This window comes from Allobosea sp. 05T433 (assembly GCF_056396065.1).
In genome coordinates this window covers 286,292-310,732 of sequence record NZ_JBFTKS010000003.1, presented here as the reverse complement: position 1 = coordinate 310,732, position 24,441 = coordinate 286,292, and the positions used below count along the sequence as shown (strand labels likewise).

24 protein-coding genes are annotated in these 24,441 nt (G+C 65.4%); 11 read left to right on the top strand and 13 right to left on the bottom strand.

The features are described 5' to 3' along the window. Positions 1–27: 27 nt before the first annotated feature. The 4 genes from AC1DGP_RS05750 to AC1DGP_RS05735 form a co-directional block, all read right to left on the bottom strand. On the bottom strand, positions 28–672 hold the full coding sequence (locus AC1DGP_RS05750) for a ribonuclease T2 family protein (RefSeq protein ID WP_476775192.1): 645 nt from the start codon (positions 670–672) through the stop codon (positions 28–30). Between the two features lie 36 nt (positions 673–708). Further along, positions 709–1,182, bottom strand: a complete 474-nt coding sequence (locus AC1DGP_RS05745; protein ID WP_476831819.1) for a hypothetical protein — start codon at positions 1,180–1,182, stop codon at positions 709–711. 146 nt (positions 1,183–1,328) lie between these two features. Next, positions 1,329–2,459, bottom strand: a complete 1,131-nt coding sequence (locus AC1DGP_RS05740; protein WP_476775191.1) for an iron-containing alcohol dehydrogenase — start codon at positions 2,457–2,459, stop codon at positions 1,329–1,331. A 172-nt stretch (positions 2,460–2,631) separates the two neighbouring features. Then, a complete protein-coding gene (locus AC1DGP_RS05735; RefSeq protein WP_441505209.1) occupies positions 2,632–3,519 on the bottom strand; it encodes a DMT family transporter in 888 nt (295 codons plus the stop codon). A 155-nt stretch (positions 3,520–3,674) separates the two neighbouring features. Here AC1DGP_RS05735 and AC1DGP_RS05730 point away from each other — a divergent pair, with 155 nt between their 5' ends. Beyond that, positions 3,675–4,001: an ArsR/SmtB family transcription factor gene (locus tag AC1DGP_RS05730; protein WP_476775190.1), complete on the top strand. Its 327-nt coding sequence runs from the start codon at positions 3,675–3,677 to the stop codon at positions 3,999–4,001. Next, the gene (locus AC1DGP_RS05725) at positions 3,994–4,536 is read left to right on the top strand and encodes an SRPBCC family protein (RefSeq protein WP_441505210.1); all 543 of its coding nucleotides are present in this window, start codon (positions 3,994–3,996) and stop codon (positions 4,534–4,536) included. The genes AC1DGP_RS05730 and AC1DGP_RS05725 overlap by 8 nt, the downstream gene beginning before the upstream one ends. 313 nt (positions 4,537–4,849) lie before the next feature. On the opposite strand, the gene AC1DGP_RS05720 is transcribed toward AC1DGP_RS05725, so the two are convergent. After that, the gene (locus AC1DGP_RS05720) at positions 4,850–5,500 is read right to left on the bottom strand and encodes a TetR/AcrR family transcriptional regulator (RefSeq protein ID WP_476775189.1); all 651 of its coding nucleotides are present in this window, start codon (positions 5,498–5,500) and stop codon (positions 4,850–4,852) included. 79 nt (positions 5,501–5,579) lie between these two features. Between AC1DGP_RS05720 and AC1DGP_RS05715 the strand changes: the two genes are divergently transcribed. Continuing rightward, the gene (locus AC1DGP_RS05715; RefSeq protein ID WP_476775188.1) at positions 5,580–6,200 is read left to right on the top strand and encodes an NAD(P)H-dependent oxidoreductase; all 621 of its coding nucleotides are present in this window, start codon (positions 5,580–5,582) and stop codon (positions 6,198–6,200) included. Positions 6,201–6,298: 98 nt separating this feature from the next. Here AC1DGP_RS05715 and AC1DGP_RS05710 read toward each other — a convergent pair whose 3' ends face one another. The 4 genes from AC1DGP_RS05710 to AC1DGP_RS05695 all read right to left on the bottom strand — a co-directional run bounded on the left by AC1DGP_RS05710 (position 6,299) and on the right by AC1DGP_RS05695 (position 9,843). Next, a complete protein-coding gene (locus AC1DGP_RS05710; protein WP_441489475.1) occupies positions 6,299–6,856 on the bottom strand; it encodes a winged helix DNA-binding protein in 558 nt (185 codons plus the stop codon). A gap of 96 nt (positions 6,857–6,952) precedes the next feature. Continuing rightward, positions 6,953–7,948, bottom strand: a complete 996-nt coding sequence (locus AC1DGP_RS05705) for a TRAP transporter substrate-binding protein (RefSeq protein ID WP_476775187.1) — start codon at positions 7,946–7,948, stop codon at positions 6,953–6,955. 35 nt (positions 7,949–7,983) lie between these two features. Then, the gene (locus AC1DGP_RS05700) at positions 7,984–9,291 is read right to left on the bottom strand and encodes a TRAP transporter large permease (RefSeq protein WP_069879665.1); all 1,308 of its coding nucleotides are present in this window, start codon (positions 9,289–9,291) and stop codon (positions 7,984–7,986) included. A 3-nt stretch (positions 9,292–9,294) separates the two neighbouring features. Continuing rightward, the gene (locus tag AC1DGP_RS05695; protein ID WP_476775186.1) at positions 9,295–9,843 is read right to left on the bottom strand and encodes a TRAP transporter small permease; all 549 of its coding nucleotides are present in this window, start codon (positions 9,841–9,843) and stop codon (positions 9,295–9,297) included. 240 nt (positions 9,844–10,083) lie between these two features. Between AC1DGP_RS05695 and AC1DGP_RS05690 the strand changes: the two genes are divergently transcribed. Together AC1DGP_RS05690 and AC1DGP_RS05685 are read left to right on the top strand one after the other, a co-directional pair. Further along, positions 10,084–13,683: a hydantoinase B/oxoprolinase family protein gene (locus AC1DGP_RS05690; RefSeq protein ID WP_476775185.1), complete on the top strand. Its 3,600-nt coding sequence runs from the start codon at positions 10,084–10,086 to the stop codon at positions 13,681–13,683. Positions 13,684–13,716: 33 nt separating this feature from the next. Continuing rightward, entirely contained in the window at positions 13,717–14,412 is a 696-nt protein-coding gene (locus AC1DGP_RS05685; RefSeq protein ID WP_441505217.1) for an SDR family oxidoreductase, read from the top strand. A 16-nt stretch (positions 14,413–14,428) separates the two neighbouring features. Here the strand turns inward: AC1DGP_RS05685 and AC1DGP_RS05680 are convergent, their stop codons facing one another. Beyond that, on the bottom strand, positions 14,429–15,043 hold the full coding sequence (locus AC1DGP_RS05680) for a LysE family translocator (RefSeq protein ID WP_476775184.1): 615 nt from the start codon (positions 15,041–15,043) through the stop codon (positions 14,429–14,431). Positions 15,044–15,134: 91 nt separating this feature from the next. Between AC1DGP_RS05680 and AC1DGP_RS05675 the strand changes: the two genes are divergently transcribed. After that, complete coding sequence (locus tag AC1DGP_RS05675; protein WP_476775183.1) at positions 15,135–15,719, top strand: GNAT family N-acetyltransferase; 585 nt, start codon at positions 15,135–15,137, stop codon at positions 15,717–15,719. A 6-nt stretch (positions 15,720–15,725) separates the two neighbouring features. Here AC1DGP_RS05675 and AC1DGP_RS05670 read toward each other — a convergent pair whose 3' ends face one another. Continuing rightward, positions 15,726–16,586, bottom strand: a complete 861-nt coding sequence (locus AC1DGP_RS05670) for an alpha/beta fold hydrolase (RefSeq protein WP_476831818.1) — start codon at positions 16,584–16,586, stop codon at positions 15,726–15,728. Positions 16,587–16,678: 92 nt separating this feature from the next. Between AC1DGP_RS05670 and dapB the strand changes: the two genes are divergently transcribed. From dapB to AC1DGP_RS05655, 3 genes are all read left to right on the top strand, one after another. Continuing rightward, entirely contained in the window at positions 16,679–17,482 is an 804-nt protein-coding gene (gene dapB, locus AC1DGP_RS05665; protein ID WP_476775181.1) for a 4-hydroxy-tetrahydrodipicolinate reductase, read from the top strand. A 195-nt stretch (positions 17,483–17,677) separates the two neighbouring features. Further along, positions 17,678–19,321: a methyl-accepting chemotaxis protein gene (locus AC1DGP_RS05660; RefSeq protein ID WP_476775180.1), complete on the top strand. Its 1,644-nt coding sequence runs from the start codon at positions 17,678–17,680 to the stop codon at positions 19,319–19,321. Between the two features lie 80 nt (positions 19,322–19,401). Continuing rightward, the gene (locus AC1DGP_RS05655; protein ID WP_441489465.1) at positions 19,402–20,493 is read left to right on the top strand and encodes an ATP-dependent DNA helicase; all 1,092 of its coding nucleotides are present in this window, start codon (positions 19,402–19,404) and stop codon (positions 20,491–20,493) included. A gap of 18 nt (positions 20,494–20,511) precedes the next feature. Here the strand turns inward: AC1DGP_RS05655 and AC1DGP_RS05650 are convergent, their stop codons facing one another. Together AC1DGP_RS05650 and AC1DGP_RS05645 are read right to left on the bottom strand one after the other, a co-directional pair. After that, positions 20,512–21,288 (bottom strand): anti-sigma factor, encoded by a 777-nt coding sequence (locus AC1DGP_RS05650; RefSeq protein WP_476775178.1) that lies wholly within the window; start codon positions 21,286–21,288, stop codon positions 20,512–20,514. Beyond that, positions 21,285–21,848, bottom strand: a complete 564-nt coding sequence (locus AC1DGP_RS05645) for a sigma-70 family RNA polymerase sigma factor (protein ID WP_441489463.1) — start codon at positions 21,846–21,848, stop codon at positions 21,285–21,287. Before AC1DGP_RS05645 ends, AC1DGP_RS05650 begins: the two co-directional genes overlap by 4 nt. Positions 21,849–22,049: 201 nt before the next feature. Here AC1DGP_RS05645 and AC1DGP_RS05640 point away from each other — a divergent pair, with 201 nt between their 5' ends. Beyond that, complete coding sequence (locus tag AC1DGP_RS05640) at positions 22,050–22,853, top strand: DUF4394 domain-containing protein (protein ID WP_441489462.1); 804 nt, start codon at positions 22,050–22,052, stop codon at positions 22,851–22,853. A gap of 156 nt (positions 22,854–23,009) precedes the next feature. Beyond that, entirely contained in the window at positions 23,010–24,440 is a 1,431-nt protein-coding gene (locus tag AC1DGP_RS05635; protein WP_476831817.1) for a DUF1800 domain-containing protein, read from the top strand. Position 24,441 lies beyond the last annotated feature (1 nt).

Genomic DNA, 24,441 nt, shown 5'->3' with positions numbered 1-24,441 from the left:
CGGTCTTAGCCGCCTCGCAGCGCTCTGTCAGCGTTGAGCCTTCACGGTGATGTCGCGCGTGCGGCAGCCGGAGCGGTCGACCTCCTGGCAGGTGCGGAAATTGCGCAGGTCCTTGCTGAAGCAGATCCGGACCTCCTGCAGCACGCCGCGTTTGCAGGCGATCGACATCATGTCGCTGCGCAGGCCCGGATTAGCAGCGGCGAAGGCGCGCTCGAGATCGATCGCGCTCCAGTTCTGATCGCGATCCGCCTTCTGCAGCGGCGGAGGAATCGCGACCTTCTGGCGGGCGCGCCGGACATCCGAAAAATAGTCGTTCGGGCTCGAGCCCGAACAGGTGCCGTGCTTGCGCCATTCATACCGGGCGAGCCCCTCGGACGGGAACAGGCCGTCGGCCTGGTCGAGGGCGATGCGAGACGGCGTGCGGCCGGCCGGTCCGCAATCGGTGGGGTAGCCGCGCTCGTTCTGCGGCCAGAGGCCATGCACGACGAAGCCGAGATTGGCGCCGCTCTCGCATTGCTCGCGGGCGCGCCCGCGTCCACCGTCCAGTTCGCAGAAGCCCGGCGACCATGACAGGGCGAGAACGTAGAAGTCGAAATCACCGGGAACGCCGCCGCGGCCATATTGCCCCTGCGCTTGCGCGTCTGGGGCCATAAGGCCAAACAGCGTCAGCATCGACAACCAGGCGCGCGGCAGTCTCACAGCCGGAGGTTACTTTTCGGGGCCGGGCCGGGCCATCTGGCAATTGGGCGCGTAGGAAAGACCTCGATCGAGGCCGTTGACGCACCAGTTGACGTTCCAGGTCAAGCCGAACAGGCCGAGATTCTCGCGCACGGAGTAGTCGATGCGGTGCAGCGAGCCGTCATTCAACGCGATCCGCCCCGTGCAGAAGCGGCGCGGGATGAAATCGTCGCCCCAGGGTCGGAAGCGGATGGGTCGGATGCGATCATAGGCGACCGCCTGCAGCGGCCCCCAGAATTTGGCCTCTCGCGAATTGAACCAGCTTGTGATCTCGCTGAGGACGGCGGGATCCTCGCAGGCCGGCAGGTTGCCATACATCGGAATGATGCGTGCCTCGGCCCGATCCGCCGGGTCGACATAGCGGCGGCTCGTGGCCTCGACGCTGATGGTCGCAGCAAGGCAAGTCGCTGTGACGAGGGTGGTTTTCAGCAGGGCGCGGCGCATAGGGGCAAGCCTCGTGCAGGCTGGGTGAATCTGATGCCGCACGATGACGTTCGGACGGGGGAGGGTCAAGGTGATTGGCGCCAGTGGAGGGCAACCGGACCGAGACTGTGTCATTTTCGATCCGGCTGCGTAGAGCGCGTTGCTGCTCAGAAGGAGGCCTCCAGCATCGCGACATAATCGGCGGCAGCCGCCGCGCGCGGGTTGCTTGCGGTAGAGTGATCCTTCACCGCAGCTTCGGCTATGGCCGGGACGACACTGCGCGGGACGCCCATTCGCGTGAGGGAGGCCGGCATGCCGAGGCGCTGGCTCAGGTCGGCGATCCAGTTGGCGAGGTCGGTGTCGGGAGCGAGATCGAGCGCGCGGCGGATCTCCACGTATTTCAGGCCGCATTCCGGCTCGTTGAAGCGCAGCACCGCCGGCAGCAACACGGCGTTCAGCGTGCCGTGGTGAAGCGAGATATCCTTGAGGCCACCAAGCGGGTGGGAGAGAGCATGCACCGCGCCGAGGCCCTTCTGGAAGGTCAGGCCGCCCTGAAGGGCCGCCATCATCATCTCCTTGCGGGCTTCGCGATCGGATCCATCGGTCACGGCCCGCTCGATATGTGCGACTGCGCGCTTCAGCCCGTCGAGTGCGATCGCCTCGGCGGGCGGGTTCTCGCGCGGGCTGAGATAGGTCTCGATGCAATGGGTGATCGCATCCATGCCGGTTGCGGCGGTAAGCCAGGCAGGCAGGGCGAGCGTGAGCTCGGGGTCGCAGATCGCGAGCCTTGGAATCAGATGTGGCGAGATGAAGCCGAGCTTGCGCCCATCCTTCAGGGTGATCAGCGCGGCGCGCCCTACCTCGCTGCCGGTGCCCGAGGTGGTGGGGATCGCGATCACCGGCGCGACGGCTGCGGTCACTTTCGGAATGCCGCCGAGGATCGCCGCATAGGTTTCGAGTGGTCCATCATGACCTGCGAGCAGCGCCACGCCCTTGGCGAGATCGATTGGCGAGCCGCCGCCAATGGCGACAAGCCCGTCGCATCCGTTTTCGCGATACAGCGCCAGTGCTGCGAGCACGGCCTCTTCTGTCGGGTTGGTCGGCGTGGCATCGAAGATCGGGGCGGCCTGCAAGGCTGGAGAATGCGCCTGAACCGTGCCGACGAGACCGACAGCGACGACGCCCTTGTCCGCAATGATCAGTGGCTTGCGCATGCCCAGCGCGGTGAGATCGGCATCGATGCCGGCGACCTCGCCGAAGCCGAAACGGGTCGTGGTGAGATAGGTGATCAGGGCCATGGGCGTCCTCGTGGGGCTGGCCTCGTCTCGTCTAGCGGCTCGGCCTTATTGAGATGAGCTCTTGGTGTGGCATGGCCGCCGCCAGGCGTCGACTGCAGAGCCCGCGCGGGGAGGGCGAGGCGAATGCATGAGAATGTCCGGGCCTGCCTCGTCAGCGGGAGCGCGGCGCGCCTCAGGGCGGGTCGAGCATCTCAGTGGTCTTTCCCGCCCGCCGTTCGAGCACCATCAGGGCGAGGCCGGCAACCACGATGAGGCCCGAGCCGATCAGCATCGAGAGCGACGGCCAGTCGCCAAAGATGAACCAGCCGAAGATCAGGGCCCAGACGATCAGCGTATACTGGTAGGGCACGACGACAGAGGCCTCCGCCAGCTTGAGCGAGCGTGTGACGCAGAGATGTGCGGCCATGGCGACGATACCGAGCAAGCCGAGCAGCCCGATATGGGCGAGGCTCGGCGTCGTCCAGCCGAAGGGCAGCAGGATCAGCCCCATGACAAAGGCGCCCAGCGTTTGCCAGGCCACGAGCGTCACATCCGGCGTGCCGCGCAATTGGCGGCCCATGATCATCATGGCCGCGAAGGAGACGCTGCCGACGAGCGCGATGATGGCCGGAAGGGTCAGGCTCTGGCCGGACGGGTTCAATGCAACGGCGACACCGATGAAGCCGACGACGACGGCGAGCCAGCGCCCGGCATCGACGCGTTCTCCGAGCAGCAGCGCAGCCAGGATCACCGCCCAGACTGGAGCGGCGAGCCAGAGTGTCATGGTGTCGGCCAAAGGCAGGTAGGATACCGCCCAGTAAAACAGCGCGACTTCGCAGGAGCCAAGCGTCACGCGCAGCACCTGCAGCCACGGCCGCTCCGGGCGCAATGTGCGACCAATGCCCTGCTTCACCACGAACGGGGCGATCACGATCAGCGCCGCGACGCTGCGCAGCAGCACCACCTGGCCGACCGTATAGGTTGCGACCAGCCATTTCCCCAGCACGTCATTCACGGAGAACAGCAGGATGCCGAGCAGCATCATGGTGATGCCGGTCAAGGTGGCGTTTTTGGTGGGCATGGTGGTCTGCAGGAATGCCTATCGTGTGGGCGTTTCCTGTCGCCTTTCGCGCTCCGCGAGGCAAGTGGTGCCACGCGCAGGGGTTGTGCGCCCAGGGCAGAGGGGGCATTAATTTAATTATTGACTTAATTAAGCGGTTAGCTAATTAACGATGCATGGACCGCTTCATCGCTCTCGCCGACCCGACGCGCCGCCGCATCATCGAGATGCTCGGTGAAGGTGCCCTGGCGGCCGGTGAGATCACAGCGCGGTTCAGCATCAGCGCACCGGCGATCTCCCAGCATCTGAAGGTGCTGAAGGAGGCTGGCCTCGTCAGGGTCGAAGTCAGCGGCCAGCGCCGCATCTACCGGCTCGATCCTGACGGGCTCGATGCATTCGATCTGTGGGTCAAGAAGGTCCGCGGCTTCTGGGGCTCGCGACTCGACATATTGGGGCAGAAACTGGCGCAAGCCGACAGTCATGAGGGAGAGACGGATGAGTGAGTATGGCACTGTTCTTGAAAGTGGCGCGGTGCGGTTCGAGCGGCTCCTGCCGGGGCCGGTCGAACGCGTCTGGGCCTATCTGGCGGAGTCCGGCAAGCGCGGCACCTGGTTGGCCTCTGGTGATTTCGACCTGCGCGTCGGCGGTGAGACGAAGCTTCTGTTCAAGCATTCGGAGATCACCGATGAGCCGCCGCCCGAGCGCTATCGCGAGGTGAATGACAAGGGATTTCTCGCGACCGGGACGATCACCCGCTGCGAGCCGCCACATGCGCTTGCCTTCACCTGGGACGGGGACGGCAATCCCCTCTCGGAGGTCACCTTCGAGCTCAGTCCAAGGGATGGCAAGGTGCTGCTGGTGCTGACCCATCGCAAGCTCGCCGACAAGGCTGCGATGACGAATGTCTCCGGCGGCTGGCACATGCATCTCGGCCTGCTCGAGGACCAGCTTGCGGGGCAGACGCCGCGTGGCTTCTGGTCCCGGCAGGCGAAGCTCGAGAGTGAGTACGCCGCACTCTTTGCGAGCCTGCCGGAGTAGGGCGGGGGCCTCATGCCGCCGGCGTGCCGGGCGCGGGCCGCTCTCGAGGCGGCGCGGCCCGCGCCCGGCAAGGACGCTGGCCGCGCCCGATCCGCTTCGCGGTGTGTGTCGGCGTACATTGCGAGCTTGATCGAGGTCCAGCGACCGTACTCGTCGCAAAGCGCGTTCGGCCTGCGGCTCGACGATGGCCGGTCAGATCGACGGACTGCCGGTTGCCGGCTATCTCAGCCTATCCGGCGCCCCCAACCGTCTTGGCGGCCAGCTCCAGGTCAGGCTCAGTTTCTGAGACGCGGCGGTCCGTCGTAGCGCGGTTTCACATGCCTCCGGCGCCCGAAGGAGAACCGCCGCGCGCGCTTCTGGCAACCATTGCGACGATCGTCTCGAAGAGCTCGTTCTGAGCCTGCGCGGCCGTGATGTCTCCCGCCGCGGCGGCAGAAGACAGGGCCTCGGCTGAACCGAGCAGCGCCCAGAGGCCCGCTGGAGCAATCGTACCGGAGCCGGCGAAGGGCGCGAGCGCGGCTCGGCACTTCCCCATGAAGATCGCTTCGTAATCGCGCTTGAGCTTTGCGAGCTCGGGCGCGCCGGCAAGCGCCGCGATCACACCAGGGATCTCACGGCCCTGGAGGAGCACGCAGTCGACATAGGATGACGCGATGACCGCTGCCCTGCCTGCCAAGGTCGGTTCGCTCGCGTCGAGCGCGGCATCCATGAGTGCTGTCTGGCGCGCGTCGAACTCCTGGTAAAGCGCTGCCAGCAGCCCGCTGCGTGTGCCGAAATGGTCGTAGACGACGGGTTTTGTCACCCCTGACCGCTCGGCTAGCCGCCCCAGCGTCAGTGCCTCCGTTCCCTCCTCCCGGATCAGCCGCCACGCGACATCCAGAAGCTGGCGATAGCGGTCTTCCCTCGCCAGGCGGCGACGCGGCGGCAGAGCTGGTGGGTGATCGTTCGGTCCGGCACTTGACATGTTTATATACCAAAAGTAACTTACTAAAAGTATATATCACTCGGGTTCCCCCCGCAATCACTCAGCCGGAGTTCTTGAAATGCACGCGCTCATTGTCGTCGCCCATCCTGATCGTGCGTCGCTCAGTCATGGCGTCGCTGCGCATGTCGGGGAGGGAGTGTCCCTGTCCGGGCCGGGCAATTCCTTCGAAATCGCCGATCTCGCGGTCGAAGGTTTCGACCCACGCTTCACCGAGGCCGATCTCGCAGTTCACCGTCGCGAGGCGCAGCCGCCGGCCGACATTATCGCCGAGCAGGTGCGGATCGATCGCGCCGATGCCCTTGTCCTGATCTATCCCGTCTATTGGTGGTCGATGCCGGCGCTTCTCAAGGGCTGGATCGATCGCGTCTTCGCCAATGGATGGGCCTATGACGAAGGCCCGGATACACCGATGGTAAAGAAGCTCGGCCATCTCCCGGTCCATCTGGTCGCCATCGGTGGCGCCAGCCTGCGAACCTATGCCCGACACGGCTATTTCGGCGCGATGAAGACCCAGATCGACGACGGAATCTTCGATTATTGCGGCGCCCCTGTCGTGACGTCCGAGCTCCTGCTTGGTTCGGGGCAGGATGATCCGGCCAAGCATCTGGCGGCGGCGCGCGCCATTGGCGGCACTCTCTTCAAAGCCTTCAGACCTACCGCGGCACAAGTGGCTGCGTGACGGCGTAGCAGGCTGCTGCCTGGCGATGATCTCCACCATTCCAGGGGCGTTCGCGGCTATTTCCCCCGACGAAATCCGACATGAGGCTCGGCACGCGCCTACAAGCTGGCCGCGGCCCGCGCGGCCTGGTCGTACTGGCCTGACAGCGAGCGCATGGTCGCTGCGATCTCCGAGAGGCGCACCGGATCCATGCCGAGCGCCAGCACTGATTTGACCAGGAGCTGCTCGCGGATCTGGGCGTAGCGCCGGCAGGCATCCTCGCCCGCCGGGGTGATTGCGACGGTCTTTTCCTTGCCCTTGCGCCCGCTCTTGATCAGCTTGAGCCGCTCGAGCTTCTTGAGTGCGTAGTTCACGACATAGGTGTCCTCGATATTGAGGACGAGGCAGATATCGGCGAGGCGCTTCGGCTTGCCGCGGTGGTTGACGTTGTGCAGCACCAGCACATCCACCGGCGTGAGATCCGGAATGCCGGCCGAGGTCATGGCGCGGAGCATCCAGCGCTGGAAGGCGTGCACCGTCATGCTGAGCGCGAACTCGAACTCGGAGAGCGCCGGCATCGCGCCCGAGGCCAGGTGGCCGGACGAGACGATCGGGCCGAGCAGCGCGTCGGCCAGCTCAGCCGGTGGTTTCGGGGGCGGGGGTGCCGATGTGGACATCGTCTCTGGCGCTCTCATGCAAGGCAGCCGTCGTGGCGCCGGACGTGCGAACGGCCGCACGAAGCGGCCGTTCGTGAGGGATCGGGCCGGTCGGGCTTACATCTTCTTGTAGGCGTCGATCACGGCCTGGCCGTCGGCGCCGGCCTTCTTCAGCCAGTCGGAGGTCAGGGTTTCGCCGGCCTTCTTGAAGCCTGCGGCGAGTTCCGTGCTCGGCGCCTGCACCTTCATGCCCTTGGACTTGAGCTGGTCAAGATACCAGCCGGTCTTGGCCTCCCAGGCCTTCCAGCCGCGCTCCTCGGCTGCGGCAGCCGATTTGAGCAGCGCATCCTGCGTCGGCTTGTCGAGGGCGTCGAAGGCTGCCTTGTTGACGAAGGTCGCATCCTTCGGGATCCAGGCCTGCACATCATAGAAATGCGTCAGCGATTCCCAGACCTTGGAGTCGAAGCCCGTGCCGCCAGACGACATGAAGGAGTTGACCACGCCGGTGGCGAGCGCCTGCGGCAGTTCCGCCGCCTGGATCGTCACCGACTGCATACCGAGCATTTCGCCAAGGCGGGCCGTACCGACGTTGTAGGAGCGCCATTTCAGCCCCTTCATGTCGTCCGTCGAGTTCAGGTCCTTCTTGGCGTAGACGCCCTGCGGCGCCCAGGGGACCATGAAGAGCAGCTTGATGCCCTGGCTCGCGAGCTTCTTCTCGATCGCCGGCTTCGAGGCCGCGTAGAGCTTTTTCGATTCCGGGAAACTGGTCGCCAGGAACGGTACGACGTCGATGCCGAAGATCGGATCTTCGTTCTCGTGGATCGACATCAGTACTTCGCCCATCTGGGCCTGGCCGGTCTGCACGGCGCGCTTGATCTCGGGCGCCTTGAACAGCGCGGCATTGGCATGGACCGTGATCGTCAGCTTGCCGCCGGTCGCCGCCTCGACATCCTTGGCGAAGGCGACGAGGTTTTCCGTGTGCGGGTTGTCTGTCGGGTAGGCGTTCGGGAGGTTCCATTTGGTCTGTGCCGAGACCGCTGTCGCGCAGAGCGCCAGAGCGCCGGCTGCGACACCGGCCGCAAGAAAGCCCTTAATGAAGTCGCTTCGTTTCATGATGGTGTCTCCGTTCCCTTGTTGTTGACGCTGCATCATCCCGGAAAGGCCAGTTGCGGCAGGATCATCACGATTTGCGGGAAGATCGTAATGATCGCGACCGCCACGACCAGTAGAAAAAAGAAGGGTAGGGCGGCGAGCGCCACCGTATTGGAATCCTTGCCCGACATGGTCTGCAGCACGAAGAGGTTGAAGCCGACCGGAGGCGAGACCTCGGCCATCTCGACGATGAGCACGAGGAAGATGCCGAACCAGACCAGGTCGAAGCCAGCCTGCTTGATCATCGGAATGACGATGGCCGTGGTCAGGACGATCATCGAGATGCCATCGAGCGCCGCGCCAAGCACGATGTACATCACCGTCAACGCTGCGATCAGCGCGTAGGGCGAGAGATGCAGGCTGTCGACCCATTCCGCAAGGGCGGCCGGGATGCCGGTATAGGCCATCGAGGTCGACATGAAGGAGGCGCCGGCCAGGATCAGCATAATCATGCAGGTGATGCGGGTGGTGCCCATCACGCTGGCCCAGAAGGCTTCGCGGGTCAGAGACCCCGACCACCAGGCGACGCCGAAGGAGCCGAGAACGCCCCAGGCCGCACATTCGGTTGCTGTCGCCCAACCCATCAGCAGCGAGACGAAGACGAGCGCAATCAGCAGCATGCAGGGGATGAGATTGGCCGATTCCCGCAGCTTCTCGCGCAGGGGCATGCTCGGCTCCGGCGGCGGCGCCTTGTCCGGGTTCAGCATGTGCCAGACGATGATGTAGCCGGAGTAGAGCGCCATCACGAGCAGGCCCGGCAGGAAGCCGGCGAGGAAGACCTGGATGATCGAGACATTGGCCGCGACGGCATAGACGACCATGGTGATCGAGGGCGGGATCAGGATGCCCAGCGTGCCGGCGCCGGCGAGCGAGCCGAGGCTGACCGTCTCGTCATAGCCCCGCTTCTTCAGCTCCGGCAGGGCGATCTTGGCGACGGTGGCGCAGGTCGCGGCCGAGGAACCGGAGACCGAGCCGAAGATGCCGCAGGCCAGGACGTTGACATGCATCAGACGGCCAGGGAGCCAATTGAGCCACGGGGCGAGGCCGCGGAACATCTCTTCCGAAAGTTTCGTACGGTAAAGGATTTCGCCCATCCAGATGAAGAGCGGCAAGGCGGCAAGCGTCCAGGAAGCGCTGTTGCCCCAGATCGTCGTCGCGAGCACCGAGCCGGCGGGGATGCCGCCGCCGACGAATTGCATCGCGACCCAGCCGCAGGCCATCAGCGAGATGGCGATCCAGACGCCGCCGGCGAGGAAGACGGCCAGCAGGATGAGCAGCAGTCCAGAAATCTCGATCATCGCCATGGTTCAGACCCCGCTCTGCATCGCGCGCTCGACGACTTCTTCGTCGCTTTGCGGGGGCGGCTTCTCATAGCGGGGCTCGTTGCCACGCAGGACGACGTGAACGAACTCATCGACGAAGGCGATGAAGAGGATGACCAATCCGCCGGAGAAGCCGAGTTGCGGAATCCAGAGCGGCATCGGCACGACGCCGCCGGCAACATCGTTGAACTCATAGGATTGCCAGGTCATCACCACAGCGTGCCAGGCAAAAAAGCCGGTGAAGCCGAGACCAAGCACGAGCGAGAAGACCTCGAAGGCCCAGCGCGTGCGCCCCTTGAAACGATCGATCAGCAAGCCGACCCGGATCATCTCGCCAGATTTGAAGGTATGGGCGAGGCCGAGAAAAGCGAGTGCTGCCATGCTCCATGACGCGAAATCATCGCCGGCGGGGATGTTGAAGCCGACCTCACGCCCGATGGAGAGGCCCATCATCAGGACGAAGATGGCGACCAGGAAGAAACCCGCTGCGTAACCTGCAAAGAGATAGAGCTTGTCGAGGGCCGTGCGGATCATCGAGCGCCCCACGCCATAGGTGTCGGCCGCAGCGGGGCCGCCGCGCGGGACTGCCGGCGCGTGCCGAGTCCGATTGCCAGGGTCGATCCTGTCATCGCATCCTCCCTCGACCGGCCCGGCCCCTCAGCCATGTTCCGGTCACAATTGCGATCGTAGCCGCCGAATCCGCCTTGTCAATATTTCATCGACGATTTATCGATGAATTGTCGAAACGAATTCACGCCACGCTGGGAGAGTGTCATGACGGCGAGCCATTGGGATTTCTGGATCGACCGCGGCGGCACCTTCACCGACGTGATCGGCCGCGATCCGGCAGGCAAGCTTCACGCCAGGAAGCTGCTCTCGGAGAATCCGGGTGCCTATCGCGATGCAGCCGTCCAGGGCATTCGCGACCATCTCGGCCTCAAGGCCGGCGAGCTCATCCCTGCCGGACGCATCGGCGAGGTGCGCATGGGCACCACGGTTGCGACGAACGCCCTGCTCGAGCGCAAAGGTGACCGCACGCTGCTCGTCACCACGAAGGGTTTCCGCGATGCGCTGCGCATCGGCTACCAGGCGCGGCCCGACATCTTCGCCAAGGAGATCATCAAGCCCGAGCAGCTCTACGAGGCGGTGGTCGAGATCGCGGAACGCGTGCTGGCCGATGGCGCGGTCGAACGGGCTCCGGACGAGGCCGCGATCCGCACGGCCCTGCAGGAACAGTACGATGCCGGTTTCCGCGCCGTGGCGATCGCCTTCATGCACGCCTATCGCTATCCCCAACATGAGCAGGTGGCAGCGCGCATCGCCCGAGAGATCGGCTTTCCGCAGGTGTCGGTCAGCCACGAGGTCTCGCCGCTGATCAAGCTGGTCGGGCGTGGCGATACGGCTGTGGTCGATGCCTATCTCTCGCCGATTCTCGGGCGCTATGTCGCGCAGGTTTCCGAAGAGCTCGACATCGGGCGCACCGGCGCACGGCTGATGTTCATGATGTCGTCCGGTGGCCTCACCGCGGCAGAGCTGTTCCAGGGCAAGGATGCGATCCTGTCCGGCCCCGCCGGGGGCGTCGTCGGCCTGGCCGAGACCGGGCGTTCGGCCGGGTTCGACAAGGTGATCGGCTTCGACATGGGTGGCACCTCCACCGATGTCGCGCATTTCGATGGCGAGTATGAGCGCGCTTTCGAGACCGAGGTCGCCGGCGTGCGGATGCGCGCGCCGATGATGCTGATCCATACGGTTGCGGCTGGTGGCGGCTCGATCCTGCATTTCGACGGTGCGCGCTTCCGCGTCGGCCCGGATTCGGCCGGCGCCAATCCGGGGCCGGCCGCCTATCGACGCGGAGGCCCGCTCGCGGTCACCGACGCGAACGTCATGGTCGGCAAGCTGATCCCGACCTATTTCCCGGCGATCTTTGGCGAGCAGCATGATCAACCGCTCGATGTGGACGCGGTCCGCGCCAAATTCGCGAAGCTCGCGGCCGAGGTCGGCGACGGCCGCAGCGCCGAAGAGGTCGCTGACGGGTTTATCCAGATCGCTGTTGCGAACATGGCGGAGGCGATCAAGAAGATCTCCGTTCAGCGCGGTTACGACATCACCCGCTATGCCTTGAACTCCTTTGGCGGTGCGGGCGGACAGCACGCCTGCCTCGTCGCCGATGCGCTCGGCATCAAGACCGTGCTGCTGCACCCGTTCTCCGGCCTGCTCTCGGCCTATGGCATGGGGCTCGCCGAAATCCGCTCGACGCGGACGGCCGCACTCGACGTACCGCTCGATGCCGAGGTCAAGGCTGCGATTGCGGAGGTGGCCGAGCGGCTCAGCGCCGAGACGCGTTCCGAATTGATCGGACAAGGGGTGCCAGATGGCGAGATCGCCATCCATATCCGAGCCCATATCCGCTATGCCGGCACCGATACGGCGATCGCGATTGCGTCCGGCAGCCGGGCCGAGATGCAGGAAGCTTTCCAGGTCGCGCATAAGGCGCGCTTCGGCTTCATGGACGAGACCAAGGCCTTGGTCGTCGAGGCGGTCGAGGTCGAGGCCGTTGGCGGGGGCGCCAGGTTCGAGGAGGCGGCGGCAGGCGAGCGGGCCGGTGAACCGGCGGTTGCCGAACGCACGCGCCTGTTCTCGAAGGGGCAGTGGCACGAAGCCGCGATCGTGCGGCGCGAAGCGATGGCTCCGGGGCAGAGCGTCGCGGGACCCGCCATCATCATCGAAGCGAACCAGACCGTCGTCGTTGAGGATGGCTGGACTGCGAAGCTGACGGCCAAGGACCATCTCGTCCTGCATCGCAGCAAGGCGCTGGTGCAGAATGCCGCGATCGGCACCAAGGCCGATCCCGTCATGCTCGAGATCTTCAACAACCTGTTCATGTCGATCGCCGAGCAGATGGGCGTGACGCTGCAGAACACCGCCTATTCCGTGAACATCAAGGAGCGGCTCGACTTCTCCTGCGCCGTGTTCGACTCGACCGCGAGCCTCGTCGCCAACGCGCCGCATATGCCGGTGCATCTCGGCTCGATGGACAAGTCGGTCGAGACGGTGATCAGGAACAACCCCGTCATCCGGCCGGGCGACGTCTACTGCCTCAATGCGCCCTATAATGGCGGCACGCATCTGCCCGACATCACGGTCTGCACCCCGGTCTTCGATGCCGAGGACCGGAATATCCTGTTCTGGGTGGCGAGCCGCGGCCACCATGCCGATGTCGGTGGCGTGGCGCCCGGCTCGATGTCGCCGCTGGCGACGCATATCGAGGAAGAGGGCGTCTATATCGACAATTTCAAGATCGTCGATCAGGGCCGCTTCTGCGAGGAGGAGCTGGTCAAGCTGCTGACTGGCGCTCGCTATCCCGTCCGCAACGTCGTGCAGAACGTCAACGACCTCAAGGCGCAGATCGCCGCCAATGAGAAGGGTGTGGCGGAGCTGAAGAAGATGATCCGCTCCTTCGGCCTCGATGTGGTCCAGGCCTATATGGGCCATGTCCAGGACAATGCAGCCGAGAGCGTCGCACGGCTGCTCGCCAAGCTGCATGATTGCGAGTTCACCTATCCGATGGATCAGGGCTGCGCGATCAAGGTGAAGATCACGATCGATCGTTCGAGGCGCGAGGCGACGGTCGATTTCACCGGCACCTCGCCGCAGCGCGAGGACAATTTCAACGCGCCTGCGCCGGTGACCCGTGCGGCGGTGCTCTATGTCTTCCGCGTCATGGTCGATGACGCGATTCCCATGAACGCGGGCTGCCTGCGACCGATCAGGATCGTCGTGCCGGAAGGCTCGATGCTGGCGCCGCACTACCCGGCCGCCGTCGTTGCCGGCAATGTCGAGGTCAGCCAGGCTGTCACCAATACGCTGTTCGGTGCGCTCGAGGCGATGTCGGCCTCGCAGGGGACGATGAACAACCTGACCTTCGGCAATGATCAGTATCAGTACTACGAGACGATCTGCTCCGGCTCGCCGGCGGGGCCGGGATTCAATGGAACCTCCGGCGTGCATGTCCACATGACCAATTCGCGCCTGACCGATCCGGAGATCCTGGAGACGCGTTTCCCCGTCGTGCTTGAGGATTTCCATATTCGTCCGGGCTCGGGCGGCAAGGGAGAATGGAATGCCGGCGATGGCACGAGCCGCACGATCCGCTTCCGCGAGCGGATGGACTGCGCGATCCTCGCCTCGCATCGCCGCGTGCGCCCCTTCGGCGTCAAGGGCGGTGAAGCGGGGCAGCTCGGCAAGACGATCGTGCGCCGGCTTTCCGGCGCCGTCGAGGAACTGAAGCCGAGCGACCAGACGCTGCTCGAGGCGGGCGAGGCCGTGACCGTGATCACGCCGACGGCAGGAGGCTATGGAAAAGCGAAGGGCTGACGCTTAGGTCCTGTCTCCACACGGGAGATGGATATGCCTCAGACCTGGATGATCACCGGCGCCAATCGCGGCATCGGCCTTGCTCTTGCTACCGCCCTGGTGGCGCGTGGCGACCATGTCATCGCCGCCGCGCGCGATCCGGCAAGTCCCGGCCTTGCGGCGCTGGTCGCCAAGCATGGCGGGCTCGTCACGCCGGTCACCCTCGATGTGACGTCCGATGCGAGCGTCGCCGCTGCCAAGGCTGCGCTCGCCGACCGACCGATCGATGTCCTGGTCAACAATGCAGGCGTCTACGGCCCGCGCGACAAGCAGGGCGCGCTCGACATGGATTTTGACGCCTGGCGCGACGTGTTCGAGGTCAATGTCTATGCGCCGCTGCGCGTGGCGCAGGCATTCCTGCCCAATGTCGAGGCCTCGCAAGGGCGCAAGATCGCGACGATCAGCAGCCGCATGGGCTCAATCGCCGGCAATCCCTCGGGAGCGCTCGCCTATCGCTCTTCGAAATCGGCCGTGAACATGGCCATGGTCGTGTTCGGCAACGCCGTGCGCGAGCGCGGCGTCAGCATCCTGCTGTTCCATCCGGGCTGGGTGCAGACCGACATGGGCGGTGGCGGAGCCGACATTCCGCCGACAGAAAGCGCCGCCGGCCTGATCGCAACGATCGACCGGTCCGGCATCTCCGACACCAACAGCTTCCGGACCTGGAAGGGCGAAGCGATCGCCTGGTGAGGCCTGAGGCGGCGGATCAACTGGCGCGCGACGAGCCCAGCCAGAGGCCGCCGCCAATCAGGAAGCCGCCGCTGACGCGCGAGAGCAGGCGCACGCGCTTCTGCGACAGCAGCCGTCCCGCCCGCCCCGAAAGCAGCGCATAGCCGCTGTCGCTGACCGCGGCGAAGAGCATCGCGGTCAGCCCCATGATCGCGATCTGCGTGACGTGATCGCGGGCGGGGTCGAGAAATTGCGGGAAGAAGGCACCAAAGAAGGGCAGTGTCTTCGGATTACTGAGCGCGACCAGGACGCCTTGCAGGAAGAACCCGCCGCGCGGTGCTCGGGCCTGCATGGCGCCATCCTCGACGCCGCCGGCCCGGACCATCTTCCAGCCGAGCCAGATCAGATAGGCGGCGCCGGCGAGCCGCACCCAGTCGAACCAGTGGCCCATCGCCGCGATGACCGAGCTCAGGCCGATGCCGACGATCGCGATCATGATCGCGAGGCCGAGCTGGGTTCCTGCCGCATTCAGGAGCCCGGCGCGGGCACCATGCTTCAGGCTGTTGGCGATGATCAGTGTTACGGTCGGGCCCGGCACGATGACGATGACGAAGCAGGCAACGAGATAAGCGGCAAAAAGCTCGAAGGACATGGCGGCAGTCTCCATCTCGATTGCTGAGTCATCTCAGCCTGGGGCCGATGAGTCGAGCCCCCTCGTGCCGCTGGCGAAAGGGACCAGGAGAATGTCGGCCTTTGCCTTCACTGTTCTGCCGCTGGCGCCCGAGCGCTGGCCGGATCTCGAGGATCTCTTCGGTCCGAAGGGGCCCTGCTATGGCTGCTGGTGCAACCATTTCCGCATGCCCCAGAAGCAGCGCCTGCCGCTATTGGGGGAGGGGGCCCGGCAATTGTTCGAGCAACGGGTTCGCGAGGGGCCGCCCCCTGGCGTCCTGGCCCATGATCACGAGACCTGTGTCGGCTGGCTCCAGGTCGGCCCTCGGCGCGACATTCCCGAATGGAACAATCCGCGGCGCGCCTCGACGCCGCTGCCGGATGCACCGGCCGACGATGAGCGCGTCTGGGCGGCGTCCTGTTTCTTCGTCCGCAAGGCGTGGCGGGGCAGGGGCGTCACGGCGGCGCTGCTCGACGGCGCGATCATTTTCGCGCGCGAGAACGGGGCCCGCCTGCTCGAGGCTGCCCCCATGGACCATGAATTCAAGCGTAGCAGCGAGGGCCTTTATGTCGGCCCCGAGCGGGTCTTCCTGCGAGCCGGCTTCGTCGAGGTCGCGCGGCAGAAGGAGGGGCGGCCGCTGATGCGGCTCGCACTCTGAGTGATATCACGCTTCATCGAGAATGAACTCGCGGATCGTCGCGAACGCGGCCTCTGGGTCGTCGCCGACGATGCCGTGGCCGCAACCAGCGAAACGCTTGAAACGAACCGATTCGGGCGGAAGGCACGCTGCAATCGTCTCGCTGAAGGCAATCGGCGTGATGGGGTCTTCCTCGCCGCCCATAACGAGGACTGGGCAATTCACGGCTCCTAGCGCAGCGCGAAAGTCGAAGCGGCCCTGTTCGTTGTGCGGCCCATTGAACCAGACGCCTGTCTCGTTGCGCGAGATGAGCCTTTGTATCCAATCGGTCGAGCCGATTCGCGGTCGCGCTGCGTAGAGCGGAAAGCAAATCTCAGTATAGGGCGCACGTGTCTCAGGCGCTGGCGCCGACCAGTAGTTCCGGGCCGCCTGACTGGCTCTTGGACCACCGACCCGTTCGAAGGCTGCGTAGACCGCCGGGAAATCGAACTTGGCGGCCGTGGAAATCAGGATCAGCTTGGCGGCGTGCCCGGGATGGCGCGTCGCATAGGCCTGCGCGACAAAGCCACCGAATGACGTGCCGAGGATGATCGGTCTTTCGATGCCGAGTGTGTCGCAGAGCACCTTCAGGTCATCGGCCCACTGGTCCAATGTCCAACTCTCACGCGGGCCGTCTTCGCTGCGGCCGCAGCCGCGATGATCGTAATAGACGATCTGGGCGATATCGCTCAGTCCGGAGAACCCGGCTTTGTAGATGCTGTGGTCGGCGCCTGGGCCGCCATGAAGCAGGATCAGCGTCGGCTTTTCCCGCATGGCCGGGCCATCGGGCGCGAGCCCCGCACCTTCGATGTCGACATAGAGGCGCACTCCGTTGACAGTGACACGCATCGGTTCGATTCCCCCAGCCGCATCCAGGCCTCGAACTGTAAGGGGCGGATGATCGAACTCAATTGTTTCCAGCCTTATGTTGGGAGTTTCCGATGATCCGCATCACGCTTGCCGGCTGCTCCGGCTGGGTCGGCAAGGCGCTTGTCGCTGCAATCGACTCCGCGTCCGACCTTGAGCTTGTTGCGGGTGTCTCGCGCAAGGCAGCAGGCAGCGATCTCGGCGAGGCGGCCGGGCAGCCAGCCAATGGCAAACCGATCTTTGCGACCGTGGGGGAGGCGCTCGCCGTGCCGTCGGATGTCCTGATCGACTATACCAAGCCCGACAGCGTGAAGGGCAATGTGCTGGCGGCCGTTGCGGCGGGGCGCCATGTCGTCGTCGGCGCGTCTGGCATGACCGGCGAGGATTATGCGGAGATCGAGGCCGCTGCGTTCAAGGCCGGCGTCGGCGTGCTTGCCGCGGGCAATTTCTCGATCACCGCGACGCTGCTGCGCCGCTTTGCCCGCGAAGCGGTGAAATATGTGCCGGATGTCGAGATCATCGACTACGCCTCTGCGTCRAAGCCGGACACGCCGTCCGGAACCGGGCGCGAACTCGCCGAGACGCTTGGTGCCGAGCGTATGGCCGGAACCGCGAAGCCCGTTGCGGAGCTCGGCGGCGCCCGCGAGACGCGCGGCGCCGCAATTGGTGCGCCGCATGCGGTACAGGTCCATTCGCTGCGGATGCCGGGCTTCGTCCTTTCCTGCGAGGCGGTCTTCGGCCTCCCGGACGAGCGGCTGGTGATCCGGCATGATGCCGGCACCTCTGCTGCGCCTTATGTCGGCGGTACCTTGCTGGCGGCGCGGCGGGTTGCGGACCAGATCGGGCTTCGGCGTGGCCTGGACAGCCTGATGGCCTGATCCACTGGCGTTGCCGGTTGTCTTTCGCACGCGAGGCGGCTTCGACAGCTCGGTCCGTATCCGGCTAACTTGTTGATTTTTATTGCGTTCCTCCTGTCGTGTTAACCTAACGTTCGTTCGCATCTGCGAAGGGAAGGGCGGCGACGACAAGGGGGCAACGCGATGCGGCAATTGGGGCTGACTGCGAAGATCACCATGCTGTTTGCGCTCATGGGGATTGCCGCTGGCCTCGGGTTGTTCAGCGCGGTTCGGGGCTTTGACGCGGTCCGCGAAATCGATCGCGATGCTTTCTCGAGCATGGCCTTGGTCAACCGCGCGGCGCTGCTCTCGAATCGCGTGGCGCAGGCCTCGCTGCTCAGCCGCTTCGATGACGCGGCCACGCCGCGTGCGATCGAGACCGCGCTCGATTCCCTTGATGGAGCTGTGGAGCTGGTCGATGCCGCACGAGCCAGTCTGATCTCTTCGTTGCCGGGCGAATTCCGCGACGCCAATCCGACCTTGGATGCCCGGATCAGGACGTTCATTTCATTCCAGCGCGACATCGTCACGATGGGGCGCGAGGTCTCGGCAAAGGCCGCGCTCATCGAGGCCTCGGCCGAGGCGGCGCGCGAGAATGTCCGCCAGATCATCCTCGTCACGTCGAAGCTCGCCGATGGCCTGGACAGGCGTGCGCAGCTCGGCGCTGCAGAGGCTGCGGGGCTAGCCCACGCGCTGCGCCTGCGGGTGATCGCGACGGCGGTTGGTCTCCCGCTCGCCTGCGCGCTGCTGGCGATGTACCTGCTCAGGACCCAGCTCACCCGCCCCCTGCGCGATCTGATGGCCGCTATCGCCACCGCGACGGCGACCTCTGCCGTCATCGCGGTGCCGCATGTCCGGCGTCGCGACGAGATTGGCCAGCTTGCCCGCACCGTGCGGGCGCTGAGCGAAGTGCGGGCGACCCTGGTCACCCGCGATGCCGAGGCCCACCGGGCTCTGTTCCACCAGAACCAGCGAACCGAGGAGCTCGGCCGCATCGCCGAGGAATTCGAACACCGGATTGGTGCCGTGCTTCACGATATCGCCGGGTTGAGCGAAGCTCTGCGCACCGCACAACAGGATTCTGCGGTGCGGGCACAGCAGGTCTCGCAGAGCACGGGCACTGCCGCTTCCGCCGTCGACGGGGCGGGGTTGGAGGCACGGCGCATCACCGAGGCAGCCCTGCGCCTGGAGCAGGTGATCGGCCAGATCAATGCCGAAGTGCACCGGGTTTCACAAACGGCGACGGTGGCGACGCAGGATGCCGCTGGCACCTCCGGCCTTGTCCTGCGTCTGACCGAGAATGCGGGGCAAATCCGCGATGTCGTCGACATCATCGAGACGATCGCTCGGCAAACCAATCTGCTTGCGCTGAACGCAACGATCGAGGCGGCGCGCGCCGGCGTGCATGGCCGGGGGTTTGCCGTCGTCGCGAGCGAGGTCAAGGCGCTGGCGGGCCAGACGGCCGACGCGACAGCGCAGATCGTGCGGCGCATTGCAGCGGTCAACGCGGTCCTGTCGCAGGCGGCGCAGGCGGTTTCAGGCATCGTCGCCAGCGTCGGTGCCGTCGAACAGGCCAGCACCGAGATTTCGACCATGGTCGCCTCGCATTCCGAATTGATGGGCTCGCTCGGGGACACGGTCGCGCGTATTTCTGGTGTGACGGAAACGGCTGCGGGCGCAATGGCGGAGATCGCCGAGGCGAATGCGCAGACTGTCGAACAGGCTGGCAGGGGCGCGTTCGGGGCCCGCGACCTCGACGAGCGCATCGCAGCGCTGCAGGGCGAGGCGGAGGAATTCGTCAGGCGCCTGCGCGCCGCCTGATCCCGTTCTGTTCTTGCGCTTGCATTGCGCGAGCGACTCGCGCCTTTGTGCGGCATGATCGCATATCGGATTCCTTCGCGATGAGCTGGTCGCCGCAACAGGATGCCGCGCTGAGCGCGGTCGCACGCTGGCTGCAGGCTGGCGAGCCTCAGGTTTTTCGCCTGTTCGGCTATGCCGGCACGGGCAAGACGACGCTCGCGCGCCATATTGCCGAGGGTGTCGATGGCACAGTCCTCTTCGCCGCCTTCACCGGCAAGGCGGCGCTGGTGCTGCGCAACAAGGGCTGCGATGGCGCCCAGACCATCCATTCATTGATCTACCGCTCGCGTGGCGTCGATGAGGAAAGCCCGACCTTCGTGCTCAACCGCGAGAGCAACGCGGCCAAGGCCGGGCTGATCATCATCGACGAGTGCTCGATGGTCGACGAGGAGTTGGGCAAGGATCTGCTCTCCTTCGGTACGCCGGTCCTTGTGCTGGGGGACCCGGCGCAGTTGCCCCCGGTCAAGGGCGGCGGGTATTTCACCGAGACCGAGCCGGACGTGATGCTGACCGAGGTCCATCGCCAGGCTGCGGACAATCCCATCGTCAGGATGTCGATGATCGTCCGCGAGGGAGGGCGCCTCGATGTCGGCGACTACGGCGAGAGCCGGGTCATTCGCCGCGATGCGGTCAATTCCGAGCTGGTGTTGGGTGCCGATCAGGTCCTGGTCGGCATGAACAAGACGCGCCGGCTCTACAATGCGCGCATCCGGCAGCTCATGGGGCGCGATTCCACCGTGCCGGTCGCGGGTGAGAAGCTCGTCTGCCTGCGCAACGACAAGAGCAAGGGCCTGCTCAATGGCGGCTCCTGGATCGTGCAGGAACTCAAGACCTCGAAGAAGGGCCTGATCACGATGCGAGTCACGCCGGAGGACGATACCGGTGGAAAGCCGGTCAAGGTCTCCGTGATGCCCAATTTCTTCGACGGCACCGAGGAGGAGGTGCCGTGGGAGCTGCGCAAGCACACCGATGAATTCACCTTCGGCTACGCCCTGACGGTCCACAAGGCGCAGGGCTCGCAATGGGATGACATCGTCCTCTTCGACGAGGCCTTTGCCTTTCGCGAGCACCGGGCGCGCTGGCTCTATACCGGGCTGACGCGTGCGGCCGAGACGATCACGGTGGTGGTGTAGCGGCAGACCCCCTGGGATTCACAGGGCCTGCGCCGTAGTCCCCTTGGCAATGATGGGGCCGGTCGGCCTCCCTGTCGGCGAGCCTGTCGCGGGTTCCAGGGTGATCTCGAAGAGCTGATCCTTGCCAAGCGGCAGTTGGTCCAGCCTGAGATGGGTCGAGCGGGCACGCTCGATCAGCCCCACCGAACGCGGGCCCACCGCGCGGTCCCACAGTGTCCAGATTTCGAGGGCCTTGCCTTCGGGAACATGGATTGCCTGCAGCGGCACCATCTCCACCCTGCCGTCGGCGAAGGTGTTGACGACCGCTGCAGCGACGCTGGCTTCGGTCATCAGCACGGCGACCATCACGGGCTGGCGCCTGGCCCGATCGAGGGCGTTCAGGAGACCTGCAGCGAGAACGATTATCGCCAGCGCTCCGGCGAGCGCTGCGCCGCGCCAGACGAAGAGGCTGTTCCACCAATCGGCCAGGCGGCTGGTTGCGGCCGCGGCGGGGCGCGACGCCTGAGCCGGTGCTGCACTGCTCATGCCTGCGGGAGCCGCCTGCTGCGCGGCGGCCGCCAGCTCGGTCTCGATCCGGCTCCATAGCGCGGCTGGCGGCTCGATGGGCGCGGCGGTGGCATCGATGGCCGCGAAGTGAACGCGCCAGCGCTCGACCGCTGCAGCGAGATCAGGATCGGTCTCGAGCTGCTGGTCGAAGGCCGTGAGGTCGGCCCCCTCGATCAGGCCAAGCACATATTCGCCCGCCAGCGCGGTGCGCTCCTCCGGGCCGAGAGATCTGGTGGAGGAGGGGCTCATCCGAGGCACTCCTTGAGCGAGATCAGGGAGCGGCGAATCCAGGATTTGACGGTGCCGATCGGCATTTTGAGGCGACCGGCGATCTCGCCATGGGTCAACCCCTGGACGAAGGCAAGCAGCACGATGCCGCGCCGCTGCGGTGGCAGCGTCTCCAGGCAGGCGCGGAGTGCCTTGGCGTCGGACAGTTTCGACATCACCGTCTCAGGATCGTCCTCTTCGCTCGCGGTTTCCTCGGCGACAGGCATATCGGTGGTTTCCGTGCGCTTCTCATCCCGCAGGATCGAGAGCGAGCGGTTGCGCAGGATCGCGTAGATCCAGGTCAAGCCGGCACCGCGCTGCGGATCGAACCGCGTCGCATGTCGCCAGATCAGGACGAAGGTATCCTGCACTGCCTCCTCGGCCAGCGCGCGCCGCTTGAGCAGACGCTGGGCCACGCCGATCATACGCGCGGCCTCGGCGTCGTAGATGCGCTTGAGCGCAAGTTTATCTCCGGAGGCACAGTCGCGCAGCGCGGTTTCGATGTCCGTAGCCTTTGGCGGCACTACGGCGTTCATCGCCATCCCTGTCTCCTCCTCGGCGCAGCGCCTCAGCCTTGCGCGAATAGATGAATACGCGGCTCGGCCAGCTTCGGATGCGTCTCAGTTTTTTGTTTTTTCCGTCGCATCCGCTCCTGTGCCGCAAGCTTACCCAGATTGGGTGCCGCGCCAGGTCAGGCGGCGAACAGCCCTCGAAACAATGCGGCAGACGATTGGGAGGATAACATGCAGATTGCACGCGCCACACGCCTCGCGCTGATTGCTTCCACGATCCTGGGGGCTTCCTTCGCCGCGACCTTGGCAGCCCCCGCCGGAACCCTCGCCGCCCTGACGGGCGACGACACGCTGACAATGATCGATACGGCGACGCAGAAGGCCGGCAAGTCCATCAAGGTCACCGGCATGACCGGCAAGATCGCCGGCATCGATATTCGCCCCGCCGACGGAATGCTCTACGCGCTGTCGACCGACGGCACGATCTTCACGGTCGATATGACGAGCGGGAAAGCGACGATGAAGTCGAAGATGGATACCACGCTTGCCGCCGGCATGATGGCGACGGTCGATTTCAACCCGGCCGCCGACCGGTTGCGGGTCATCGGCGCCGACGGCACAAACCTTCGCGTCAATGTCGAGGACGGCAAGACCACGGTCGACGGCAAGTTGAAATTCGCCGAGACCGACATGCACAAGGGCGAGACGCCGATGGTCGTTGCCGGCGCCTATTCCAACTCGGTGAAGGGCACCAAGGAGACGGCGCTCTACGATATCGACGCCAAGATCGGCGGGTTGCTGAAACAGGCGCCGCCGAATGACGGCGTGCTGGGCGCTGTCGGCAAGCTCGGCGTCACAGGGAAGGCGATCGCCTTCGATATCGAGACCGATGCGTCAGGCGCCAATACCGGCTGGCTGCTGGCGGACGGCACCCTGCATAAAGTCGATCTGGCAACGGGCAAGGCTTCGATGGTGGGCAAGGTCACCGGGCTGAACGGGCCGGTGCGCGACGTCGCGGCGCTGCCGGCGATGTAGGCAAACGGGACCGAAACCGCCTCGGAGGGGCCGCCACGCCGCAGGGCGTGGCGGTCTTTCGATGTTCTATCTCGGCGCACCGCATCGGGGTATGCGATTTTTGCCATAGTTGGCCCGGATGCTCGGTTTTGCCTGCTCAAGGCGAGGGAGCCGTCGATGGCGCGCGATTCGCGGTTGAATATTCTCGGTTTGCAGCGCTTCGGCTTGGGGCTCCGACCTGGCGATCTCACGGCGATCGGCGGCGACGCCCGGGACCTCTTTCTCGATGAGGTCAAGCGCAGGAGCGTTCCCGTTCCGATTGGCCTCGAGCTCGTCGGGCAGGCGCAGATCGGATCGGCGTTCTATGCCTTCCAGGATAAGGAGAAGGCCGAGCGAGAGGCCCCGCGCCCGGCCATGCAGGCGGCGATGATGCCTGCCCCGGGCGGGATGAACGAAGGGCAGGGAGCGTCGGCGCCGCCAGCACCATCCGAGCCTCCTTTGCCGCAAAGGATCTATCGCGACGAGGTGGCAGCGCGGATGCGTGCCGGGCTGGAACCGCTCGCCGGTTTTGGCGAGCGGCTGGCGCAGTTCTGGTCGAGCCATTTCTGCATCTCCGTCTCGCAAGGCAACTTCGTGCGGGTGTTGGCGGGAGCCTACGAGCGTGAGGCGATACGCCCCTATGTCTTTGGCCGGTTCGAAGACATGCTCCTGGCCGTCGAGAGCCATCCGGCCATGCTGATCTATCTCGATAATCAGCAATCGATCGGGCCGAACTCTCCGGCAGGCAAGCGCCGCGGCCGCGGGCTCAACGAGAACCTCGCCCGCGAGATCATGGAACTGCATACGCTGGGCGTCTCCGGCGGCTATTCGCAAGGCGATGTGACGAGTCTGGCTCGCATCATCACGGGCTGGACAGTTGCTGGCCGCGACGGCCGGCTCGGCTTCCCCGGCGCCTTTGCCTTCAATGCCGGCGTGCATGAGCCTGGCGTTCATCCGCTGCTCGGCAAGGATTACGAGGAGGCTGGGGCGGAGCAGGGCAGGCTCGCACTGCTCGACCTCGCGCATCATCCCGCGACAGCCCGGCATGTCGCGTTGAAGCTCGCGCGGCATTTCGTGGCGGACGATCCCCCGCCGGCGCTCGTTTCCCAGCTGGTGGAAACCTGGCGCCGTACGGAGGGCGATCTCGCCGCGGTATCGGCCGCGCTCATTCAGTCGAACGACGCATGGGGGGCGGAGGCCGCGAAGCTGCGCCAGCCGCAGGAGCTTTTGCTGGCGATGCTGCGGGCGCTTGGACGCAAGCCGGAGTTCGGTCCCATCGCAGGAGCGCTCGCGACGATGGGCCAACCACTCTGGCAGCCCTCGGGACCGAATGGCTTTCCCGGAAACAACGATGCGTGGGCGACACCGGAAGGCATCAAGACGCGGATCGACGTGGCGGCAGCGTGGGGGCGTCAGGCGGCTGGTACCGCCAGCGACCCACGGGCCCTGCTCGAGGCGGTGCTGGGCCCGCTCGCTTCAGCCGAGACCAAACAGGCGGTGGCCCGCGCCGAGAGCAAGCCGCAGGCGATCGCGCTCTTGCTGATGTCGCCCGAATTCCAGCGGAGGTGAG

Coding starts and splice junctions, on each gene's coding strand:
- AC1DGP_RS05750 (WP_476775192.1), bottom strand. CDS start 672: ATGCTGACGCTGTTTGGCCTTATGGCCCCAGACGCGCAAGCGCAGGGG.
- AC1DGP_RS05745 (WP_476831819.1), bottom strand. CDS start 1,182: ATGCGCCGCGCCCTGCTGAAAACCACCCTCGTCACAGCGACTTGCCTT.
- AC1DGP_RS05740 (WP_476775191.1), bottom strand. CDS start 2,459: ATGGCCCTGATCACCTATCTCACCACGACCCGTTTCGGCTTCGGCGAG.
- AC1DGP_RS05735 (WP_441505209.1), bottom strand. CDS start 3,519: ATGCCCACCAAAAACGCCACCTTGACCGGCATCACCATGATGCTGCTC.
- AC1DGP_RS05730 (WP_476775190.1), top strand. CDS start 3,675: ATGGACCGCTTCATCGCTCTCGCCGACCCGACGCGCCGCCGCATCATC.
- AC1DGP_RS05725 (WP_441505210.1), top strand. CDS start 3,994: ATGAGTGAGTATGGCACTGTTCTTGAAAGTGGCGCGGTGCGGTTCGAG.
- AC1DGP_RS05720 (WP_476775189.1), bottom strand. CDS start 5,500: ATGTCAAGTGCCGGACCGAACGATCACCCACCAGCTCTGCCGCCGCGT.
- AC1DGP_RS05715 (WP_476775188.1), top strand. CDS start 5,580: ATGCACGCGCTCATTGTCGTCGCCCATCCTGATCGTGCGTCGCTCAGT.
- AC1DGP_RS05710 (WP_441489475.1), bottom strand. CDS start 6,856: ATGTCCACATCGGCACCCCCGCCCCCGAAACCACCGGCTGAGCTGGCC.
- AC1DGP_RS05705 (WP_476775187.1), bottom strand. CDS start 7,948: ATGAAACGAAGCGACTTCATTAAGGGCTTTCTTGCGGCCGGTGTCGCA.
- AC1DGP_RS05700 (WP_069879665.1), bottom strand. CDS start 9,291: ATGGCGATGATCGAGATTTCTGGACTGCTGCTCATCCTGCTGGCCGTC.
- AC1DGP_RS05695 (WP_476775186.1), bottom strand. CDS start 9,843: ATGATCCGCACGGCCCTCGACAAGCTCTATCTCTTTGCAGGTTACGCA.
- AC1DGP_RS05690 (WP_476775185.1), top strand. CDS start 10,084: ATGACGGCGAGCCATTGGGATTTCTGGATCGACCGCGGCGGCACCTTC.
- AC1DGP_RS05685 (WP_441505217.1), top strand. CDS start 13,717: ATGCCTCAGACCTGGATGATCACCGGCGCCAATCGCGGCATCGGCCTT.
- AC1DGP_RS05680 (WP_476775184.1), bottom strand. CDS start 15,043: ATGTCCTTCGAGCTTTTTGCCGCTTATCTCGTTGCCTGCTTCGTCATC.
- AC1DGP_RS05675 (WP_476775183.1), top strand. CDS start 15,135: ATGTCGGCCTTTGCCTTCACTGTTCTGCCGCTGGCGCCCGAGCGCTGG.
- AC1DGP_RS05670 (WP_476831818.1), bottom strand. CDS start 16,586: ATGCGTGTCACTGTCAACGGAGTGCGCCTCTATGTCGACATCGAAGGT.
- AC1DGP_RS05660 (WP_476775180.1), top strand. CDS start 17,678: ATGCTGTTTGCGCTCATGGGGATTGCCGCTGGCCTCGGGTTGTTCAGC.
- AC1DGP_RS05655 (WP_441489465.1), top strand. CDS start 19,402: ATGAGCTGGTCGCCGCAACAGGATGCCGCGCTGAGCGCGGTCGCACGC.
- AC1DGP_RS05650 (WP_476775178.1), bottom strand. CDS start 21,288: ATGAGCCCCTCCTCCACCAGATCTCTCGGCCCGGAGGAGCGCACCGCG.
- AC1DGP_RS05645 (WP_441489463.1), bottom strand. CDS start 21,848: ATGGCGATGAACGCCGTAGTGCCGCCAAAGGCTACGGACATCGAAACC.
- AC1DGP_RS05640 (WP_441489462.1), top strand. CDS start 22,050: ATGCAGATTGCACGCGCCACACGCCTCGCGCTGATTGCTTCCACGATC.
- AC1DGP_RS05635 (WP_476831817.1), top strand. CDS start 23,010: ATGGCGCGCGATTCGCGGTTGAATATTCTCGGTTTGCAGCGCTTCGGC.